This is a genomic window from Kribbella sp. CWNU-51 (assembly GCF_054073265.1).
The window spans coordinates 13,822-34,633 of record NZ_JBSXMZ010000034.1; the positions used below are offsets into that span (position 1 = coordinate 13,822).

Below are 20,812 nucleotides of genomic sequence, written 5' to 3' on the forward strand. Positions count from 1 at the left end.
CTAGGACCGCGCACGGGTGCGTGGATCGATGACGCCGTACAGCAGGTCGACGAGCAGGTTCGCACCGAGGACCGCGAGCGTGATGATCAGGAACACGCCTTGCATCAGCGCGTAGTCGTTGTTGCCGACCGCGAGCAGGAGCGCGGAGCCGATGCCGGGGTACGAGAAGACCGCCTCGGTGACGATCGAACCGGCGACCACGAAGCCGAGGGAGATCGCGAACCCCGAGATGGACGGCAGGATCGCGTTGCGGGCGACATAGCGCGAGCGGATCCGGCGCGGGGTGAGTCCTTTCGCCTCGGCGGTGACGACGAAGTCTTCGGACAGGGTCGAGACCATCATGTTGCGCATCCCGAGCATCCAGCCGCCGATCGACGAGATGACGATGGTCAGCGCCGGGAGCGCGCCGTGATACAGGACCGATTGCGCGAACGGCAGATTCCATCCCGGCGTGACGGAGTACACGTCGTACCCACCGTTGAGCGGGAATACCGGCCAGGTGCTGCCGAGCAGGAACAGCAACAGCAGCGCCAGCCAGAAGTACGGCACCGACTGCAGCATCGTGGTGACAGGGATGAGGCTGTCGATCCACGAACCGCGTCGCCAGCCGGCGGCCCGGCCGAGAAGGATGCCGACGGCGAACGAGATCACCGTCGCCAGACCGATCAGGCCGACGGTCCAGGGCAGCGTCTGACCGATGACCTGGGAGACCGGCACCGGGAAGTACGCGATCGACGTACCGAGGTTGCCGGAGACGAGCTGGTGCAGGTACTTCGTGTACTGGTCCCACAACGACGCGTTGGTGTCCGTCCCGAGCAGCGCCTGGATCGCTGCTCGGGTGGTCGGCGTGACCGGGCCCTTGGTGGCCAGCTTGGAAAGCATCAGGTCGACCGGATTCCCCGGCATCAGCCGGGGAATCAGGAAGTTCAGGGTCAGCGCCGCCCAGAGGGCGACGACGTAGAAGGCGACTTTCCGCAGCAGATAGCGCACGGCCGGCCCGCGCTCAGTTGGCGGGCTTGATCGTCTTGAGGACGATCCCGGCGTCCCAGGCCTTCCAGGCCGCGGGCAGCACGTAGGTGTCGTCCTTGGTCGGCCAGCCGGTCGCGCGCGAAGTGTTGAACTCGGTCAGCATCGAGTTCACGTAGATCGGGATGTAGGGCAGCTGGTCTGCGATGACCGCCTGGATCTTGGCGTACTCCGCCTTCTGGACGGCCTTGTCCGTCGTACCGGCCGCCACCTTCAGCGCCGCGTCGACGACCGGGTTCGAGAACCGCGCCTGGTTGCCGGCCGTGGCGTTCTTGCCGACCGGCATCGTGTTCGCGGTCGCGAGCTTGCCGTCGTAGGTGAAGTACGGGTTGGTGGACGCGCCGAGGCCGACGGAGTCGAGCGACAGCTGGAACTTCCCGTTCGTCTGGGCGGCGTTCCACTCGTTCCACGAGACCTGGCTGGGCTTCAGTTCGATGCCGACCGCGGCCAGCTGCTGCTTGAGGGTGTCGTTGATCGAGATGTAGTCGCTCCAGCCGGTGACGGTCTGGACGGTCAGCGAAAGACGCTTGCCGGCCTTGGTCCGTACGCCGTCACTGCCCTTGGTCCAGCCGGCCGCGTCGAGGGCCTTGTTCGCCTCGTCGACGCCGGCGCTCTGCGGAAGCTTGGCGGAACCGGCGTCCGCGATCCAGTCGTCGTCCCGGCCCGGGAGCAACAGCGTCGGCGATCCGACGCCCGCGACTCCGCCGCCGGCCAGCTTGGCGAGCTGCTCGCGGTTCATCGCCAGGTAGATCGCCTTGCGAACGGCCGGGTCGGTCTGCGGTCCGGTGCAACCGAGACCGGAGTTGGAACACGTCACGAGCACCGTCGTCATGACGGGCGTGTTGACGTAGGTCAGGTCCTTGTTGGACTTGATGATGTTGTCGATCCCGGGCAGGTAGGCACTCGCCCAGTCGACCTTGCCCGCGACCAAGGCCGCGCTGGCGGCATCCGCCGACTGGACCGGGAGGTAGCGCACCTCCTTGATGATCGGCTTGCCCTGCTCCCAGTACTGGTCGTTCTTCGCCAGCACGTAGCTCTGCGGCGTGAACGACTTCAGCTTGAACGGGCCGGTGCCGACCGGATTCTCGTTCAGGTTCGTCGTCGGATCCTTGATGTCCTTCCAGATGTGCTCGGGCACGATCGCCTGGTTGGCGAGTACGGCGGGCTCCTGCATCAGGGACTTCGACGTGAACGTGAGGACCGCGGTGTCGTCCGCGGTGGCCTTGGCTGTGGCGGCGAGGCCCGAGGGATTGAGCGCAGGGGTCTTCGCGACCAGGTTGAAGGTGAAGGCGACATCCTTCGCGGTGAACGGCTGGCCGTCGTTCCATTTGACGCCCGGACGGAGCTTGATGGTGAGCTCGGTCCCGGCCGCGTTCCAGGAGTAGCCGGTGGCGAGGACCGGCGTCGGGTCCGACTGCTTCGCGAAGTTGTACCAGTAGAGCGGCTCGTAGATGACGCCCAGCGTCGGCTGCAGCGCGGTGGTGCTGAACGGGTTGAAGTTCTTGGCCGTGATATCGCCGGCCGCGACGGTGATGGAGGCGTCCTTGGCGGCGGCCTGGTTGCCGGTGGCGGTGCCGGAGCAGGCGCCGAGCAGAAGGGCGGTGGCGGTCGCGGTGGCCGCGACGCTCACCAGGCGCCGCATCCTCGTACCGTTCGTCGGGTTCCGGAGCATCGATCGATTCCTTTCCGGGCAGGGATCCGCACCAACGCGGTCCTTGGAACGCGTCACCCGGCACCCGGCCAGGGAAGCTGGGCGGTAACTTAGTTGGCCTAATAAACTTGGCGCAAGGGTTCGCGACGGTAACGATTCGACCGCGCTGGGTGCAGGGTGAGGCGGCGGCTAGGCCGAGACGGCGTGCTCGGACTTGAGCATCAGCAGCGCGGCCCCGATCGCGGCCGCGTCGTGGCCGCGCTCGTCGAGGACCACTTCCGTGCCCACGCTGCGCCCGAAGACCGAGCTCAGGATCCGCTCCTGGAGGATCGGCAGGTAGATCGTTCCGGCGACGGCGAAGGCAGGGCCGGTGAGGACCAGGAGCTGGACGTCGTACATGTTGGCGATCGTCTGCGCGCCCAGTGCGATCCACGCCGCGGAGTCCCGGATGATGGCCTCGGCGCGCGAATCTCCGCTCAGCGCCAGGCGGGCGATGGCGGCGAAGGCCGCGACGGCGGAGTGCCGGTGCGAGCCGAGGTCGAGCCCGGCCGCGCGGGCCTTGGCGACGACCGCGGCCGGTCCGGCGAGTGCCTCCAGGCAGCCGGTACCTCCGCACCAGCAGCGCGGACCGCCGATCTGGACGCAGATGTGCCCGACTTCCCCGGCGTTGCCGTGTGCGCCCTGATAGACGTTGCCGTTGAGCCGCAGGCCGGATCCGATGCCCTCGCTCATGAACAGCGCGGCCATCACCGACACGTCGTGACTGGTGGTGAGGCGAGTGCCCGCGGCCGCCGCGGTGGCGTCGTTCTCGAGCAGCGCCGGCAGGCCGAGTCGCTCCTCGAGGCGGCGGCGGACCGGGAAGCCGACCCAGCGCGCCATCGACGGCGGGGCCGAGGTCACCCCGCGGTTGCGGATCAGCGGACCGGGACAGACGAAGCCGAGGCCGAGGACGAGCGCCCGATCGACGCCGGCCCGCTCGATCAGCTCGCCGGTCTCGATCGCCACCCGCTCGACCACCTCTTCGGGGTCGCTCTCGTCGCCCGGCCCGTCCCGTCGCCAGCGGGCCACCACACCGCCGGCGTAGTCGACCAGTACGTACGTCAGGCTGTCCGCACTCAGATGGACGCCGACGACGTACCGCGCCGCCGCCCGGATCTGCAGCAACGTGCGTGGTTTGCCGCCGGTAGCGGTGGACGTGCCGCGACCGGCCTCGGTGACGAGGCCGTCGTCGATCAGCCGGCGGACGACCGCGGTGACAGACGGTGCGGTGAGGCCGGTGAGCTGGGTAAGTTCGACGCGGCTGAGCGTGCCGGCGGAGCGGATACGGTCGACGATGAGCGCGCGGCTGCTCGTCGGCGCCGGACCGTAGCCCGGCGACCGCGAGGAGTCGCTGACCTGCTGCATCGGTACATCCGCCTCTGCCCGGTTAGTTAGATCTGTGAATATAGTGGGATCTGTTGCCTAGGAGGGCAGTGTATGCAGGACGTGACGTCCCGGGATCGCATCGCCGGGCTGGTCCTGGCGCGCCCTGGGCGGGTCCTCGGGATGGAACCGTTCATGGCCGACGTCGTCCAGGGGATCGAGGAGTACTTCGCCGGGCGCGGCTGCAGCCTGCTCATCGAGTTCACGTCCGACGTCGCCGGCGAGATCGCGATCTGGCGTCGATGGGTGGCCAACGACCACGTCGACGGAATCGTCCTGGTGGATCTCTGGAGCGGGGACCCGCGGCTCGCCGAGCTCGAGCGGCTGCGGACGCCCGCGGTGCTGCTCGGTGGGCCCGAGTTGCAGGCGCCGATCACGAACGTACTGGTCGACAACGCCGAAGGCGCCCGCGCAGCTGTTCGCGCGCTGGCCGACCTCGGTCACCGCGACATCGCCAGGGTGAGCGGCCCACGCGACATGGTGCACTGCCAGGCCCGGGACGAGGCGTTCATCGCCACCTGCGCGGAGCGAGCGGTACACGGAGAGGTCATCGAGGGGGACTACTCCGAAGACTCCGGCCGGGAGGCGACCCGGCAGCTGTTGACCGGCAGCCGGGTCCCGAGTGCCGTTGTCTACGACAACGACCTGATGGCGATCGGCGGTCTCACGGTGGCGAAGGAACTGGGCGTCAGGATCCCGGACGAGTTGTCGGTCATCGCCTGGGACGACACCGCGGTGGCCCGGCTCGCGCATCCTCCGTTGAGTGTGGTGACCGTCGACGTCCACGGCCTCGGCACGATCGTCGGCGAGGCGATCCTCGCGGTGATGGACGGCGCCGGGGTGACGACGTACCACGTGCCGAAACCGACGATCCGGCTCGCGCAATCGACCGCTGCCCTGAGCCGGGAGTAGACGGGGCCGAAGGAACCCACGCGAACACGTGCGGACAGCTCGATTCCCCGCCGCCGGTCACGCGGTGATCTTCAGCGGTCACTGGGTGAAGTGGGGCTTGACATATCCAGTGAATACCCTCGAAGCTCAGCACACTTTCGCGATCCGAGAGCGCTCTCAACTCCGTCCAGTTCCAGGGAGCTTTCACCATGCGGCCCAGTGCCCGCTATCGGCCCCTAGCAGTGCTGCTTGCCTGTAGCGCGGTCCTGCTCGCGTCCGCCTGCGGGGGATCGGGCAAACCCGATGCCTCTGGCAACAACGATGCGGACGCGCCGAAGATCGAGCTCACCATCGCCACCTTCAACGAGTTCGGCTACGAGGACCTCTACCGCGAGTACGAGGCCCAGCACCCGAACATCAAGATCGTCGAGCGCCGCGCCCCGACCGTGGACGCGCACATCAAGAACCTGGAGACCAACCTGGCCTCCGGCTCCGGGATGGCCGACATCGAGGCGATGGAGGTCAGCTGGATCTACAAGTACCTGGCCAAGGCGGACCAGTTCGTCGATCTGCGTCAGTACGGCGCCGACGACCTGAAGGACCGCTGGCTGGACTGGAAGGTGGCCGGCGCCACCACCCAGGACGGCAAGATCCTCGGCTACGGCACCGACATCGGGCCGGAGGCGATCTGCTACCGGCGCGACCTGTTCGCGAAGGCCGGGCTGCCGACCGACCGGGCCCAGGTGGCCAAGCTGTTCGCCGACTGGCCGTCCTACTTCGCCACCGGCCGGAAGTTCAAGCAGAAGGTGCCCGGCTCGGCCTGGTACGACTCGGCGGTGCTCACCTGGGAGGCGATGCGCAACCAGCTGATCCAGGCCTACTACTCCAACCAGGATCGCTTCCTCGGCGCGGAGAACCCGTTGCTGAAGCGCACCTGGGACCAGGTGGTCCAGGGCAGCGCGGACGGTTTGTCCGCGCGGTTGCCGGCCTGGAGCGACGCCTGGAACCAGGCCTTCCGCACGGACAAGTTCGCGACGATGGCCTGCCCGGGATGGCTGCTCGGAGTGATCCAGGACAACGCGGGCACCTACGGCAAGGGCAAGTGGGACGTCGCCGACGTGTTCCCCGGCGGCGGCGGCAACTGGGGCGGGTCGTACCTGACCGTCCCGAAGCAGTCGCAGCAGCCGGTCGAGGCGGCCCGGCTGGCCGCCTGGCTGACCGCGCCCGAGCAGCAGGTCAGGGTGTTCAAGAAGATCGGCTCGTTCCCGTCCACGCTGGACGCGTACGACGACCCGCAGGTCAAGTCGCAGGTCAACGCGTACTTCAACAACGCGCCCGTCGGCCAGATCTTCATCAACCGGGCCCGGAACGTGATCCTCAAACAGCACAAGGGTCCGCGCGACGGCGAGATCAACCAGGTCTTCAGCGCTGCCCTGGCTCGCGTGGACGATGGCAAACAAGCCCCCGACGCCGCCTGGAAGCAGGCCCTCGACCTCGCCGACAAGGCCGCCAACACGCGAAAAGGCAACTAAACGTTCGGGTGGATTCGACCGGGTAAGTACTACGGTGTGAACGCAAGCTCACCAACCCCGGGAGGACCGATGAACGAGTCTGGTTCTCCGACGTTGGAGCAGGTCGCGGCGCTCGCCGGGGTGTCCCGGGCGACCGTGTCGCGGGTCGTGAACGGATCGCCCAAGGTGCTACCGGACACGGTCGCCGTGGTCCAGCGGGCGATCGGCCAGCTCGGCTACGTGCCGAACCGGGCCGCTCGAGCGCTGGTGACGCGCCGGACCGACTCGATCGCGATCGTGGTGCCGGAGCCGGACAGCCGGGTGTTCTCCGACCCGTTCTTCGCGGGCATGTTGGCTGGGGTGAGCCGGACGCTGGCGCCGACCTCGTCCCAGCTGGTGCTGCTGATCGAGCCGGCCGAGGGCGACGACCAGCGCCTGCTGCGCTACCTGCGCGGCGGGCACGTCGACGGGGCGATCATCATCAGCCACCACGGGCGCGACAACGTGCTGCAGGAGCTCGCGCAGTTGCCACTGCCGATCGTGTTCAGCGCCCGCCCGCTCGGCGTCGACGTACCGGTGGCGAGTGTGGACGTCGACAATGTCGCCGGCGCCCGGACCGGCGTCGAGTACCTGCTGTCGATCGGCCGGCGGAAGATCGGGACCGTCACCGGTCCGCTCGACATGACCGCGGGGCTGGATCGGCTGACCGGGTACCAGGACGTGATGAAGGAAGCGGGTCTGCCGACGGCGATCGCGTACGGCGACTTCACCGCCGACGGTGGTGAGCAGGCGGCGCTGCGGCTGTTCGACGACCACGCCGACCTGGACGGGGTGTTCGTCGCGTCCGATCTGATGGCGACCGCGGCACTCCGGGTGCTGTCGCAGCGCGGCCGGAAGGTGCCGGACGATGTCGCGGTGGTCGGGTTCGACGACTCGGTGCTGGCGACCACGACGACGCCGAAGCTGACCACGGTCCGCCAGCCGGTCGAGCAGCTCGGCGCGCGACTGGCCGAGATCCTGCTGGCCAAGATCGGCGGTGCGGACCTGCACAGCCCGGAGATCTACGCCACCGAGCTGATCGTCCGCGACTCCGCCTAGGCGCTGCGTGCCGGGATCTGAGGGTTTGTAGCGCTGATCTGAGGGGTGTCCTCGGATGTGGCTGCCAGGGGTGCGGACCGACTGTGAAGGGGTAGCGGCGATCCGCGCCGCACAGTCCCTGGGAGAAGTCATGAACCGCAAGTACTACTCGGCCTTCGCAGTATCCGCAGTCGCCATGGGTGCGGTCGTCTTCACCGCAACCGAGGCCTCGGCCACGATGAGTGACCCGCAGCCCAGGCCCACGACCCAAGCCGCGCCGGACTGGCCGGACGAAGGGTCGGGCTACCCCGGGTCGCAGGACACCCCGGAGTACAACTACCCGAAGTACGACCGGCAGTACGAGGTCGTCCCCACCAAAGCAGCCGCGGCCCCCAGTCAGGCGACGGTGAAGACCTCGTCCGACGGCGACGGATTCCAGTTCGTGCAGTCCGGCGCGTCCGCAGCCGCTGGTGCGGCCGTCGCAGTGAGCTGCCTGTGGATGTACCGGCGTCGCCAGACGCCGACCACGTAGTCCGGCAAGCCGCAAACCCTGAGGCGAGGAGGACGGACCGATGTCGGGAATCGTTCTGCTACTGATGATCGGGGTGGCTCTGGGGGCCGGCGTCCTGGTCCTGGCCAGCGTGTACGGCGGGGTTGGCCAGAGCCAGGATCCGGACACCGAGACGTGGCGCCGGGTGAACGCCGAAGTGGTCTCGGTCCTGCGGACCAGCACCTCCACATTCCTGCTGGTCCGCTATGTGGTCGGGACCTCGCTGATCCACCAAGACGTGCGGTACCCGCTCCCGGGAGCCGTGCCGCAGGCGGGTCAGCGGGTCCCGATCAGATTCGATCCGATGACGCCCGCGCGAGCGGTGTTCGACTGGCAGGCGTCCACCGGTACGCCGCCGAAGGTGGCCGGTCCGGCCTGACCACGTCAGACTGGGAGCCGTGGGAGGGGCTGCGGTCGCGCGCTCGCCTGGAATGGTCGGCCGGATCGAGGAACGACGGATTCTGGAGGCGGCGATCCAGGGAGCCGTCGAAGGACGGCCGTGTGCGGTGTTCGTGCACGGCGAGGCGGGCGTGGGCAAGACCCGCCTGGCCAGAGCAGTGTGTGACGAGGCCGCGGCGAACGGTGTCGCGGTCCTGTGGGGCCGATGTGTGCGGTTCGGCGCGGTGGATGCGCCGTACGTGCCGCTGATCGGCGCATTGGAGGGCTGGGCCGAGTCGGCCGAGCCACGTGAGCGGTCCGAGGTACTCGATGCGGTCCCAGCCGCGGGCGAGTTGTTGCCTTCACTAGGCGGTCACACGTCCGACAGCGCGGTCCGGCTGTTGTCCGTGGTGGACGCATTGATCCAGGCGATCGCTTCGCATGGTCCGACAGTGCTGGTGGTGGACGACGTGCAATGGGCCGATCTGGCGTCACGCGACGCGCTCGCCTACCTGGTTGCCGGCTTCCGCAGTCAGCGGCTGGCGGTTCTGACCACCTACCGGGACGAGGAAATGGTGTCTGGTGACCCGATGCACACGTGGCTGGCCGACCTCCGTCGGCTGCCATCGGTCACCGACGTGCGGCTGGACCGGCTGAGCTGGGACGAGACCGAGCTACAGCTGGCGCTCCTGCTGGGTGGTGCGCCGCACCGCCAGTTGGTGGACCAGGTCGTACGACGGTCCGACGGCAACCCGTACCTCACCGAGCTGCTCGTGCAGGGGCTGACGAACACCGCCGAAGGACTCCCTACCGATCTCGCGGCGGAGCTCACCGGAGCCCTGCTTGCCGCCTGGCACCGGCTCTCGCTCCCGGGCCGCGAGGTGATGCGGTTGATCGCGGTCGCCGGCCGGCCGACGTCGATCGATGACCTGCGGGAGGTCGCCGCGGCACGGGGGATCGACCGCGAGGCGTTGATCAGTGCGCTGGCCGAGGCGACGAACGCCGGTATCAGCGTGGCGCAAGGTCGTGACCTGTGCTGGTTCCGGCACCCGCTGCTCGCCGAGCTTCTCTACGCCACCTTCGTTCCTGGTGAGGCCGAGCCCGTGCACGCCGCCTGGGCCGCGACGCTGGAGTCCCGTCCCGCCAGCGGCCTCGACGAGTTGCAACGGCAGGGCGACCTGGCGCTGCACTACGAGCGCGCGCGTGATCTGGAGGCCTGCCTCGACGCCTCCCTGCGAGCAGCCGATCTTGCGAAGGGGATCCGGTCGCCGCATGAAGAGGCAGTCCATCTACGCCGTGCGGCGCGCCTGTGGCCGATGATCCACCACGATGCCGGCCGGGGAAGTGAGGCAGACCTGTTGGAGCGCGTTGCCCGGGCCAACGATCTGCTCGGAGACGGCGAGGCGAGCTTCGCGGCCTGGACTCGCACGCTCGAACTCGTCGACGAGCGAACCGAGCCACTCCGCGCCTGCCGGCTGCTGAGGCGCTGGGCGGACTCCGCCTGGGCCACCGGCCGAACCAACGGCCGGCCGATTGCCGAGGCAGAGCACGCGGTAGAACTGAGCCAGGCCTTTCCCGACAGCCACGAGTACGCCGACGCACTGGCATATCTGAGTTGGTGTCAGTGGTGGAACAACGAGCTGGAGCTGTCCCGGACGTACGCCGAGGACGCCGTCCGCGCAGCTCATCGATCCGGATCCAACGCGGCGCTGAGTTTGGCGTATGCGGTCCGCGGCAACGGCGACGTCCACAGCGAGCACGCCGATTCCGATACCGCGGAGGGCCTGCGTTTCGCCAAGCTGACCGGTGATCCGGAACTGACCTGGCGGGCTCTCGTGATCAGGCACAACTACCTGGTCCGGCGAGGTCGCGTGATGGACTGCGTCGACATCACCAGAGAATTCCTCCCCGCCGCGCTCAACGCCGGCGCTCACTCGGTGGCGGTCTTCGCCGCCGGACTGCTGTCCTACCACCTCTTGATGCTGGGACGCCTGTCCGAAACCAGCGTCGTCATTCGTGAGGGCCTCTCCCTGGCCGCGTTGCCGAACGCGAGCGCGATGGTCCGGTTGGGCGCAGCCTCGTTGTGGGTACGACGGGGTGACCTGGACGTGGCCGGACTGCACCTGCAACGGGCCAAGGAGTTGATTCCGGGGCTCGAGAGCCGGGCCGGTCTGTCGGCACAGCCCGTCCTGGCCGAGTACCTGCTGGCCGCGGGCCGGGCCGCGGAGGCGCTCGACCTGCTGTCGCGGACGATGCTCGCTCAGTCGGCTGACACCCGCGACGCGGACGAGATGCTGGTCTGGGGTGCGCGGGCAGCCGCCGACCTGATGGAAGCGGCACGGGACCGCAACGACAGCGCCGACCTCGGCAGGATTCGAGCCGCCTTCGACGACCTCCTCGCCGTACGGCGAAGCATGGAGCCGGCGCCCTTCGAGGTCATCGGCCCCGAGGACCTGATCCAGCCGGCACGGGCGGCACTGTTCACCGCCGAGACCGCACGGTGCCTGGCCGAGAAGCCCACGTCCGCGCTCTGGGCGGATGCGGTACGCCGCTGTGACGCGGCGGGACTGCGATGGGACGAGGCCTTGGCCTCCTGGCACCAAGCGCAGGCCCTACTTGGCGAGGGGGCCACCCGGGCCGCGGTCGCCGTACCGCTGAGATCGGCGTACCGCTTCGCCGCGGAGGTCGGCGCGATCCCGTTGAAGCAGCAGGTCGAGACACTGGCCGTTCTCGCACGCATCCGGCTCGAGGAGCCGGAGACCACCGCGCCCGTCCAGCCGCCGGCGCCGTTCGACTCCTTGACGCGGCGCGAGCAGGAGGTGCTCTCCCATCTCGTTGCCGGGCGGACGTACGCCGAGATCGCGAAGGCACTGTTCATCAGTGAGAAGACGGTCAGCGTGCATGTGTCGAACCTGCTGCACAAGACCGGGACGTCCTCACGGCGTGAGGTTGCCGCCCTCGCCGTACGCCTGGGCCAGCCGTCAGCGAACGGCGGGGATTAGCTGCCGAGCGCGCGGCGCGCGATCCGGCCGCCGCTGAGTGGGCGGCCGACAGCGGTGCCGTACACAACGATCTCCGACGCGGTGTCGAGGCGCAGCAGGCCGGACAACTCGTCGTCCAGGAAGCTGCCGAGATTGACCGCGCCGAGCCGGAGCCCGGTTGCTGCGAGCACCAAGTTCTGCGTGAGGTGCCCTGCTTCCAGCAACAGATAGCGGTAGCCGCGGTCGCCGTACCGGGTCAGGCTGCGTTCGCAGACCGCGGACAGGACGAGGACGACAGCGGCTTCGGCTGCCCAGGGCTGGCCCAGGAACAGACCGCTGACCAGAGGCGGCGGCACCGCATCACCGCGGATCTGCTCGAGGCCGTCAGCGAACGGCACATAGTGGTAGATCCCGGGGGACAGGCCGTCCACCGAGCGCACCAGCACACTGACCTCGAGCGGGTAGAGCCCGCCGGGCGACGGCACCGGGCGATCGACGATCTGCTGCGAGCCGCTCTCTGTCACTCCGGTGATGCCGTAGCCGGTCCGCAGCAGCGTGGCCAGTTCGGCGAGGCTGATCGGCTGGTCGCGGAACGCGCGGCACGAGATCCGCTCGCGGATCAGCTCGGCCAGTGATCCGCTCACTGGTACGCCTGGTGGCAACGGGATCCATGGCGCAGTCGGATCCTCCCGCCCCGGACCGTGATGCGGTGTGATCGTCTCCGGGGTCTCGAACACAACGCGGGCGCTGCCGCGGTGATACGTCCAGGCCAGCGGCTGACCGCTACGGAAGGTGGGCATCGGCCGGCCTCACGCCAGTGGGTGCGGGTCGAGGTTCAACTCGTCCAGCCGTGCCGGCCCCGGCCGCAAGCCCATCCGGCTCGGGGTCTCCAGCAGCCGGCGTCCGCCGAGCCTGGCTTGGTCCGCACCGAACCAGATCGGGACGAACCCCGGTACCACCCCGCGCACCACGCTGATCCCAAGACTGGCCACATCCGGCGGGGTGACGTCCACGGCGAGCACGTCCGGCGCCACCTCGGCCAGCGACTTGACCAGGCCGGAGAGATCCTCGTTGCCCTGGGCAACATCATCCGGCCACGATTGCCGCGGTGCGTTGCGGAGGAAGCGCATCCCGGCGGCGGCTGCGTGCGGGTCGGCGTACAGCAGGTCGTGGTCGTCCAGGGTCGCTGCCTTCGACGGTGCAGCAGCCAACTCCGCCATCCGGGCCCGAACGGCGGGGTCCCGGAGGCGGCTGTCAAGTATCGGCCGCACCTGCCCGGCCTCGAGTACCGCGGACCGAGCGGCGGCGATCGGGTCGAGGGCCGCACTGACGCCGATGACCGCGGCGGGCGCCTGGTCGGACCACATGATCGCGAGGGCGACCGACGCCACCGTGTCGCACGGCAACAGATGTACGACGATCTCGACACCCCGGCGCGCGTACGCCGCGGCGATCGCACGGGTCTGCTCGTCCGGCACCTCCGCGGCCGCGACACAACGCCCGGGCAGGCGATGCGACCACGCGATGGCGAACGCGTCCCGCTCGATCACTTCGAGCAAGGCTCGCACCGTCGCGCCGTCGCGATCGGGCCACGCCGCGAACCCGTTGGAGGTGGCCGGGAACAGTGTGGCCGCGGTCGGCGGGCGGTAGCCCAGATGGGTTGCGAGCAAGGGAATCCAGACCTCCTCACCGGTCACGAGCGAGTCGGCCGGAACCCAGTCCAGCTCGGTCTCCGGCTGCCAGCGTTGGTACGGCACGGCGTCGTACTGGTGATCGGCGAACAGCACCAGGTCATGCGGATGCAACCCGGGCCGGTCCAGGTCGTCGTACGTCGAAGTGATGCGGCGCTCGGGTTGCCACGTCATGGCGGCGTACCTTTCCAGGGCCTCGCCGACCGCGCCGTCCTCAGCCTGCTGCCGGGTCCAGCCCTTGCCGGAGCAGGCCAGGAAGGCGCCGTCACCGGTGCGGAAGTGGGCGTTGGCAAGCTCGGCGACGGCGATGAACGGACGTTCGGGCTCGGTCACGTCCTTGGGCATCATCTCGAGCCGGCGGATCACACCGGACAGCGAGTCGACCGCGCGACGGACACCGGCCTCACCCTTGTCGGGTCGCATCGGCCGACGGCCTTTTTTTGAACACACCGGACAGTCCGGGCGTGGCAGCACCGGGTGCAGTTGTTCGACGCCGAGCGCGTCGAGCGTCAGCACGCCGGCAATCAGCCGTGGTGGCGCGATCGCCAGCGTGAGCGCGAACAGCTCCGCCACCAGTACGCCGGTAACCATCGGCAGCAGCGCCGGCAGTACGGGCCTCGCCGCTTCCGGGATCCGGCGGGCGTCGAGCTCCTCCTCGAGCGCCATCGCCGCCGCGAAGTCATCCGCGCAGGCCAGCGCGCGCATCCGCCAGCACAGGAAGCAGGGACCCTCGCCGGGCAGCACCAGTGGACCGATAGGCGCCCGAGTGCCGTCGAGCTGCGCATGCAACGTTGGTATGTCCAACAGCAGACCGGTCGCATTGACCCACGGATGCAGGACCGGCAGCGCGCCGTCACCGGCCGCGACGACGAGATCGGCGCCTGTCATCAACTCCGGCAGTTCGTCGCGCTGTCGCGGGTAGGACGCCCGGACAACGCGGTCAGGCGTGATCCCCGAGCCCGTCAACGTCGCGTGCACCGCGTCGGTCACGTCCGCGCGCCCGATCAGTACGACGCGCAGCGCCGCGAGCCGGCCGGCGAGGACTTCCCGCTCGCGGGCTGACGACGACACCGCAGACAACCAGCCTGGGAGCGGGACCGCCCGCACCGAGGTCATCCGCCGAGGTCTGCGAACCGTTGCACGGCGCTCGCGTCGTACCCGTCGACGCTTCCCGATCCGAAGGCAGGCTCGAACATCCCGAGCATCGCGCACCGCACGACATGGGCGTGGAAGAGGAGACCTCCACCCGAGTCAGCGAGAACCGCCGACTCCTCGCCGCCCTCGAAGATGAGACCCGAGCCAAGTGACAGAATGTCGCGGACCTTGATGTAGGCCTGCCATTCGTCGTCCGTGATCGTCTGCACCTGGGTCTGCAGTTCGCCGATCCGCTCTTTGAGCTTCGCCAAGTCCTGCGTAGTCGACATATCTTCCCCCTGTTGTTGCATCGAGTATCGACCCGGCGGCGTCGGGCCGTCGAGACTTAAGGTGGGTCGTTCTGGAACTGGAACTGCACGCGGATCGAGTCGTCCAGGGGTAGGACGACGGTTGTGTTGGACGCGCTCCAGTGCTGCGGGACCAGGAACATCCGGTTCTGGCCGACCACGAGCAGCCGGAGACCGCGGTAGCGATAGTGGAACGTCTGACCCGCGCCCGCTCGGAGCGCGGTCTCCTCCAGACCCGGTGAGCGCAGCGCGAGCTTCTCCTTCGTATCCAGGATGACGACGGGGAAGCGATCCAGGTGCCGAGCGTCGGACTTCGCCAGCCCGCGGCCCGAGTACTGCGCTGTCGTCGCGGTCGCCCAGAACGCGCAGGTCACGGTCACGACCGCGAGCAACGCGATCAGCACCCGCTGCGTGCCGAACTCCGGATCGACCTTGCCCCGCAGGTACGTCAGGTAGGCGAGCGCGGCCGCGGCCAGCCCGATCACGGCCGGCACGACGAGGGCGTAGTACGGAAGGTGCCCGATCAGCGGAAAGGCGAGCAGGCCGACCACTCCGACCACGAGTACGGCGGCGGCCGCCCGGGCGGATCGCCGTACGGCGACAGCCGTCGGATGGATCGCCTTGTGCAGCAGCAGACCGCCGACGGCGAGCAGGGTGATGCCGAGCAGCGGGACGAGGAGTGGCTGCGGACTGCGCATCACGTAGTCCTGCGTACTCAGGCCGATCGTGTCGACGTCGATGCCGAAGTACTCGTACTGCGATCGTGACGACACGTAGCCGAAGTAGAACAGCAGCGCGCTGATCAGCGTGACCGGCGCAACGATGCCCGCGGCGAAACTCACCCACCGCTCGGCCTGCGACCGCTCGTCCGCCATCCGTCAGCCACCCGACGGCGTCTCGTCCGGCGTGGTCCCGGCCGATGGCGAGGTCTGGTTCGAGGGTGTCTCGCTCGGAGTCGTCGGGAGCTCCTCGGGGAAGAAGGAGATCTGACTTTCGCCGAAACCCTCGGTGAGACTCTGGCAGTCCGCCTTGGTGGCGCAGACCGCGCTCGCCTTGACGATGAGGCGTACCTCGTCGCTGCTGCTCACGAGCTGCCGGGCACCGACGTAGCAGGGCGCGGGTTCGCCCGACTGCCACTTGATGCCCGCGCAAGGCCGACGGCCGCCGCAGGCCGATTGGCGCAGTGTGAAGACCCCCTCGGACTCGAGGTGGATCTCTGTGACAGTGATCGTCGTACCGTCCGGGATGGGCTTCTTGCCGAGCCAGTTGACGATCGCGCAGTGGTCGACGCCGTCGACGGAGGGGTTGTCCCCTCCGATCGGCGCGTTGGCGATCTTGATCGACGGCTTCTGCTGCTTGGTCTGCGTGCTTTCCGGATCGGTCGGCTCGGGCGCCGGTGCACCGGTGGACTCCGTGACGTTCGGCTCGGGCGCCGGTTCGCCGGGGGAGTCCGGGACGGTCTGCTCCTGCGTCGGCGTAGCCCCGCTGCTCGGCGTACCTGCGCTGCTCGGTGTACCTGCGCTGTTGGGTGTACCTGCGCTGCTCGGCAAACCCGCGCTGCTCGGTGTACCTGCGCTGCTCGGCAAACCCGCGCCGTTCGGTGTATCTCCGCTGCTCGGCTTATGTGTGCAACTCACCGCCGATACGGTCAACGCCGCGATCGCCAGCAACCTCCAACTCATGACGGTCATCGTCAGCCGCCGGCGGAGGTCTCGGTGGTGGGTGTGTCGAGGACTTCCGGGGCGAAGGTGATCTGAGTGCCGCCGGTACCGTTGGCTAGGCTGTCGCAGTCGTCCTGGCTCGCGCAGGTTGCCGAGACCGGAATGATCAGGCTGACGTCCTTGGAGCCGTTGGCGATCTGGCGGACACCGACGTAGCAGGCCTTGAAGTTGCTCGATTGCCACTCGACGCCCGTGCACGGCCGGAGATCGCCGGCACAGGACGACTGATCCCAGTCGAAGACACCGCCGGGATCGAGGCCGGGCGTGCCGAGCTTGATGGTGGTCCCGTCCGGGATCGGGTTGCGGCCGAGCCAGTTGACCTCGGCGCACTGCTTGCTGCCGTCGACATCGACGTTGCCGCCGATCGGTGCGGAGGCGAGCTCGATCGCCGGCTGCTGTTGCGGTGCCTGGGTGCTCTCCGGGTTGGTCGGTTCGGGCGCCGGCTCGCCGGTGTCGTCCGGGGTCGTGAGCACCCCGGGTGTCGGCGTACCGCCATCGTTCGTGTCCGAACACCCTGCCAGCAGTACGGCGACCATCGCGATCCCCACGGTGAGTTCGCGCATGTCGACCACCCCCAGCAACAGAATGACCCTGCGTGCAGACGCCGACAACCTTTTGTTCACTCTCCGCTGCGACAACTGTCAATCGACGTAATGACCGTGGTATCTCTGGGTGAAAGGGGGGCTGCATGACCGACCACGAGATCCGGATCGCGCTGGTGCTGAACGGCGGGGTCAGCCTGGCCGTCTGGATGGGCGGAGTGACGCACGAGCTGGATCTGATCCGGCGCGCGTCCGGCGACGGCACGGCACCGAAGTCGCAGCCTTACGACGAGCAACTCGCCAAGCGATGGCGTGATCTGTGCTGGCAGGGTGACGAGGACCGGCGGGTCGTGGTCGACGTGATCGCGGGGACGAGTGCCGGCGGTCTGAACGGGTCGTTGCTGGCGACCGCGATCTCGAACGGCTCGACGCTGGACCCCGACGGCGAGGACGGGCCGTGGCTGCGGCAGAAGTGGGTCGCGCTCGGTTCGCTCGAGGTCGGCAAGCTGGTCCCCTCGGATCAGAAGTCGACCTCGGTGCTCGACGGCAAGTACTTCCTGCAGGAGCTCGACACCCTGATCAAAGGGGTCGCCGACGCGGGCGAGTCCGCGGCGGAGGAGCCGGTCACGCTGTTCGTCACGGCGTCCGGGTTGGGTGTGCAGCAGTTCGAGGCCAGGGACGCCGCGGGGCAGGCCTTCGTCGTACCGGATCACCGGTATCTGTACGCCTTCACCAGTGAGAACGCGGCGACGTACGACGGCAAGACGCGGACGTACTCCGTCGCGGACAAGAACGGACTGAAGGACACCAACCTGCTCGCCCGGGCGGCCCGCGCGTCCGCGTCGTTCCCGGCCGCGTTCGGGCCGGTGCTGGAGACGCCCAGGCTGGCCGCGAGCCCACCGCGGACGCAGCCGACCACGGGCGAGGCCGGCGCCTGGCTCGTGGACGGCGGCGTCCTCGACAACGCGCCGTTCGGTCCGGTGCTCGACGTGGTCGCGCGCCGGCCGGTGGCCGGACGGGCGACCCGGTACGTGCTGTACGTCGTACCGTCCTCGGGGATCGGGAGTGCGTCGACGGCGTTGCCCGAGGCGAAGGAGCCGAGCTGGCGGGTGGCGGCGCTGTCGGCCGTGCAGTTCCCGCGCGAGGTGGACTTCCGGTCCGACGTCGAGCAGCTCGAGCGGCTGCTGCTGGAGGCGGACGCGTCATGGTCCGACACCCAGCGGCTCTTTGATCGTTGCATGAAGCAACCAGAGGAGCGGACCCGGCTGAAGGCGGCGGCCGCGGCGCTGCAGCCGGTGTACTCGCGGGGCCGGGCGGCCGGCGGGGTGTGGGAGGCAGTGACGATCGCGAACCACGACCAGTCCACCGTGCTGGACGCGGCGACCGCGCTGTCGGAGCCGGAGGTCGACGAGATCCTGGCGACGAAGCATCCGTGGGTGCCCGGGCCGGACGGTTCGACGGCCGCGTTGCAGGACGATGCCGACGGCAACCCGAGCTGGCTGTGGGGGACCGGTGCGGCGGAGCGCGTCGTACGACTGATCCTGCGCTCGCTGCGGAGCCGGGTCAGCGACGCGCCGCAAGCCGAGCGCCCCGAACTCGAGCGGCGGTTGAAGGCGGCCAGTGACTGCCTGCTCCAGGTGCAGGCGGTGCGGGACGCGCTGAACGAGCGGCTGGCCAAGGCCGATCTCGATCTGCGTCCGGCCGGTGGTGCCGAGGCGGTCGCGATCGGGCTGAACGACATCTTCGACGAGTTGCAGATCCAGCGTGCGCTGGGCGACACGTTCCTCGACCTGATCGCTGCCATCGGCTGGGAGCTCATCGACACCGCGCTCGAGGTCGAGATCGTGTCGCGGTGCACGTCGGCGCGGACGCCGCAGCAACGCAGCGCGCCGTTCCAGTTCCTGCGGCTGGGGCCGGACATCCCGCTGACCCTGCTGGACGACCAGCCGGAAGGCTCGATCGCCAACGACCTCAAGGACCGCATCCTGTACGGGACGCAGGTCGGGCACTTCGGCGCGTTCGGTGCGGCGGACTGGCGGCGATGGGACTGGCTGATGGGCCGGTTGCACTGTGTCGCCCATCTCGGTGCGATGCTCGGCGCCGACGCGGACTGGATCCGCGAGACCCAGCGGCAGGTGCTGGAGGCCGAGGACTGGAAGATCCAGACCGTCACCGAATGCATCCAGCGGCTGGCCGAAGACTTCCCGGCCGACGCCGGCCTGGGTGCGCTGGTGACGATGCGGGACGAACTCAACGGTTCGGCCGAGGGCCGGGCGACCACCAAGGGTCTGGCCGACCGGATGGTCGAGGTCTCCGGCGGCCTCGGGTCGCAGGTCGGAGGCTGGGTCAAGGCGACGGCCGGCCGCAAGAATCAGCCCGGGTCATGGCTGCTGCGCTGCGCCCGCTGGTTCACCGAACCGGCCCGGCAGACCGCCTGGGAACGGATGGTGCGGGGTGTGAAGCTGAGCCCGGCGCAGCGGCCGCTGCTGTTCGAGCCGTGGTTGCCGTTGGCAACTTTCGGGGCGGGCGTGGTGCTGCTCGTCGTCGCCGGGATCGTCGACGTGGCCGCCGTACGGATCATCCTCGCGGTGCTGGCCGGTGCGGTACTCGCGGTCGCCGCGGCGCTCGGCGTGGTCACCTGGTACGTCCGGCGCGCGCGGCGGCGGATCCAGGCCTGGATCGAGGACCGGATGCCGGAGATCAGTCCAGCGTCACGAAATCGATGAGTTCCTCGACCCGGCCGAGCAGCGCCGGGTCGAGATCGGCGAAGCTGTTCACCTTGGACAGGATGTGCTTCCAGGCCGCGGCCACGTCGGCCTGGTCGGTGGCCGGCCAGCCGAACGCCTGCAGCACGCCCTTCTTCCAGTCCTGCCCGTGCGGGATCTTCGGCCAGGCCTTGATCCCGACCGACGACGGCTTGATCGCTTCCCAGATGTCGATGAACGGGTGCCCGACCACGAGCACGTGGCGGTCGGTGACCTGGGCCGCGATCCTCGACTCCTTCGAGCCCTCGACCAGGTGGTCCACCAGGACGCCGAGCCGGCGGCCGGGACCGGGCTGGAACCGGTTCACGATCCCGGGCAGGTCGTCGACGCCCTCGAGGTACTCGACCACGACGCCCTCGATCCGCAGGTCGTCGCCCCAGACCCGCTCGACCAGTTCGGCGTCGTGCCGGCCCTCGACGTAGATGCGGCTGGCCCGGGCCACCTTGGCCCGGACGTTGTCCACGGCGACCGAGCCGGACGCCGTCCGGGTCTTCTTCGCCGGGCCGGCCTTCTTCGGCGCCTTCAGGCTGACCGGCTTGCCGTCCAGCCAGAACCCGGGACCGAGCGGGTAGGTCTTGATCTTGCCGAACCGGTCCTCGAGATCGACGACCCCGTGCTCCCAGCGCACGATCGCACCGACGAACCCCGAACTCGGCTCCTCGACGACCATCCCTTTCTCGATCTCCACCTCGACGGTCCGCCCGTTCTTGGGCTTGCGCCAATCCCCACTGAGTACGTCGTTCCCATACCGATCAGCCACCGATATACCGTATGTCCACCCACCTCTCATCCCCCTCAACCACACACCCGGTGTACCGAAGAACGGGTAGTACTCCGCTGAAATGGAGGACGGAGCCGAGCACTCGGCAGGGGACGGGGTTCCGGAGGTGGGTGGTGCTGACCACTACCCGTTCTTCGGCACGATCATCGGCTGCTCGAGTCGTGGATCTGGGTCGGGAAACCGGCGCATCGCTGACCGGGATCCACGACTCGGCGACCAGGTCCGGGCAGGTGGTCTGGCGGTTTGGGCGTGCCGGCTGGTGGTCCCCGGGGTGGAGTGGGCGTGGACTGGGGAGGGAAATGTGCCGTTTTGGAGGTGTGTTCTGAAGGGACATGTCTGACAGAGGTGTGTAGGGACATGTCGGACACTTGATCGCTGTGGCT

Annotated in this window: 17 protein-coding genes; 7 read left to right on the forward strand and 10 right to left on the reverse strand. The window is 68.8% G+C overall.

Annotation, left to right across the window (positions count from 1 at the left end):
* The 3 genes from ACXC9Q_RS30185 to ACXC9Q_RS30195 all read right to left on the reverse strand — a co-directional run bounded on the left by ACXC9Q_RS30185 (position 1) and on the right by ACXC9Q_RS30195 (position 4,081).
* Positions 1-990: an ABC transporter permease gene (locus ACXC9Q_RS30185; protein WP_457060016.1), complete on the reverse strand. Its 990-nt coding sequence runs from the start codon at positions 988-990 to the stop codon at positions 1-3.
* A 13-nt stretch (positions 991-1,003) separates the two neighbouring features.
* The gene (locus ACXC9Q_RS30190) at positions 1,004-2,668 is read right to left on the reverse strand and encodes an ABC transporter substrate-binding protein (RefSeq protein WP_457060017.1); all 1,665 of its coding nucleotides are present in this window, start codon (positions 2,666-2,668) and stop codon (positions 1,004-1,006) included.
* Between the two features lie 198 nt (positions 2,669-2,866).
* Positions 2,867-4,081, reverse strand: a complete 1,215-nt coding sequence (locus tag ACXC9Q_RS30195; RefSeq protein WP_457060018.1) for an ROK family transcriptional regulator — start codon at positions 4,079-4,081, stop codon at positions 2,867-2,869.
* A gap of 72 nt (positions 4,082-4,153) precedes the next feature.
* Here ACXC9Q_RS30195 and ACXC9Q_RS30200 point away from each other — a divergent pair, with 72 nt between their 5' ends.
* The 6 genes from ACXC9Q_RS30200 (at position 4,154) to ACXC9Q_RS30225 (ending at position 11,508) form a co-directional block, all read left to right on the forward strand.
* A complete protein-coding gene (locus tag ACXC9Q_RS30200; RefSeq protein WP_457060019.1) occupies positions 4,154-5,011 on the forward strand; it encodes a LacI family DNA-binding transcriptional regulator in 858 nt (285 codons plus the stop codon).
* Between the two features lie 188 nt (positions 5,012-5,199).
* Positions 5,200-6,522, forward strand: a complete 1,323-nt coding sequence (locus ACXC9Q_RS30205) for an ABC transporter substrate-binding protein (RefSeq protein ID WP_457060020.1) — start codon at positions 5,200-5,202, stop codon at positions 6,520-6,522.
* Between the two features lie 69 nt (positions 6,523-6,591).
* Positions 6,592-7,599 carry a LacI family DNA-binding transcriptional regulator gene (locus ACXC9Q_RS30210; RefSeq protein ID WP_457060021.1) on the forward strand — a complete coding sequence of 336 codons (1,008 nt, stop codon included), beginning with the start codon at positions 6,592-6,594 and terminating at the stop codon, positions 7,597-7,599.
* 130 nt (positions 7,600-7,729) lie between these two features.
* Complete coding sequence (locus ACXC9Q_RS30215) at positions 7,730-8,110, forward strand: hypothetical protein (protein ID WP_457060022.1); 381 nt, start codon at positions 7,730-7,732, stop codon at positions 8,108-8,110.
* Between the two features lie 40 nt (positions 8,111-8,150).
* Entirely contained in the window at positions 8,151-8,507 is a 357-nt protein-coding gene (locus ACXC9Q_RS30220) for a hypothetical protein (protein WP_457060023.1), read from the forward strand.
* A 19-nt stretch (positions 8,508-8,526) separates the two neighbouring features.
* Positions 8,527-11,508: a helix-turn-helix transcriptional regulator gene (locus tag ACXC9Q_RS30225; protein ID WP_457060024.1), complete on the forward strand. Its 2,982-nt coding sequence runs from the start codon at positions 8,527-8,529 to the stop codon at positions 11,506-11,508.
* On the opposite strand, the gene ACXC9Q_RS30230 is transcribed toward ACXC9Q_RS30225, so the two are convergent.
* From ACXC9Q_RS30230 to ACXC9Q_RS30255, 6 genes are all read right to left on the reverse strand, one after another.
* Positions 11,505-12,287, reverse strand: coding sequence for a SagB/ThcOx family dehydrogenase (locus tag ACXC9Q_RS30230; RefSeq protein ID WP_457060025.1), 783 nt, complete (start codon positions 12,285-12,287; stop codon positions 11,505-11,507). The genes ACXC9Q_RS30225 and ACXC9Q_RS30230 overlap by 4 nt on opposite strands.
* A 9-nt stretch (positions 12,288-12,296) precedes the next feature.
* Positions 12,297-14,294 carry a TOMM precursor leader peptide-binding protein gene (locus ACXC9Q_RS30235; RefSeq protein ID WP_457060026.1) on the reverse strand — a complete coding sequence of 666 codons (1,998 nt, stop codon included), beginning with the start codon at positions 14,292-14,294 and terminating at the stop codon, positions 12,297-12,299.
* Entirely contained in the window at positions 14,291-14,602 is a 312-nt protein-coding gene (locus ACXC9Q_RS30240; RefSeq protein ID WP_457060027.1) for a hypothetical protein, read from the reverse strand. The genes ACXC9Q_RS30235 and ACXC9Q_RS30240 overlap by 4 nt, the downstream gene beginning before the upstream one ends.
* A gap of 56 nt (positions 14,603-14,658) precedes the next feature.
* The gene (locus tag ACXC9Q_RS30245; RefSeq protein WP_329475302.1) at positions 14,659-15,495 is read right to left on the reverse strand and encodes a hypothetical protein; all 837 of its coding nucleotides are present in this window, start codon (positions 15,493-15,495) and stop codon (positions 14,659-14,661) included.
* 3 nt (positions 15,496-15,498) lie between these two features.
* Positions 15,499-16,170, reverse strand: coding sequence for a hypothetical protein (locus ACXC9Q_RS30250; RefSeq protein WP_457060028.1), 672 nt, complete (start codon positions 16,168-16,170; stop codon positions 15,499-15,501).
* 143 nt (positions 16,171-16,313) lie between these two features.
* Positions 16,314-16,904 (reverse strand): hypothetical protein, encoded by a 591-nt coding sequence (locus ACXC9Q_RS30255; RefSeq protein ID WP_457060029.1) that lies wholly within the window; start codon positions 16,902-16,904, stop codon positions 16,314-16,316.
* Between the two features lie 125 nt (positions 16,905-17,029).
* Between ACXC9Q_RS30255 and ACXC9Q_RS30260 the strand changes: the two genes are divergently transcribed.
* The gene (locus ACXC9Q_RS30260) at positions 17,030-19,609 is read left to right on the forward strand and encodes a DUF3376 domain-containing protein (protein WP_457060030.1); all 2,580 of its coding nucleotides are present in this window, start codon (positions 17,030-17,032) and stop codon (positions 19,607-19,609) included.
* Here ACXC9Q_RS30260 and ACXC9Q_RS30265 read toward each other — a convergent pair.
* A complete protein-coding gene (locus ACXC9Q_RS30265) occupies positions 19,584-20,438 on the reverse strand; it encodes a DUF3097 domain-containing protein (RefSeq protein WP_457060031.1) in 855 nt (284 codons plus the stop codon). The genes ACXC9Q_RS30260 and ACXC9Q_RS30265 overlap by 26 nt on opposite strands.
* Positions 20,439-20,812 lie beyond the last annotated feature (374 nt).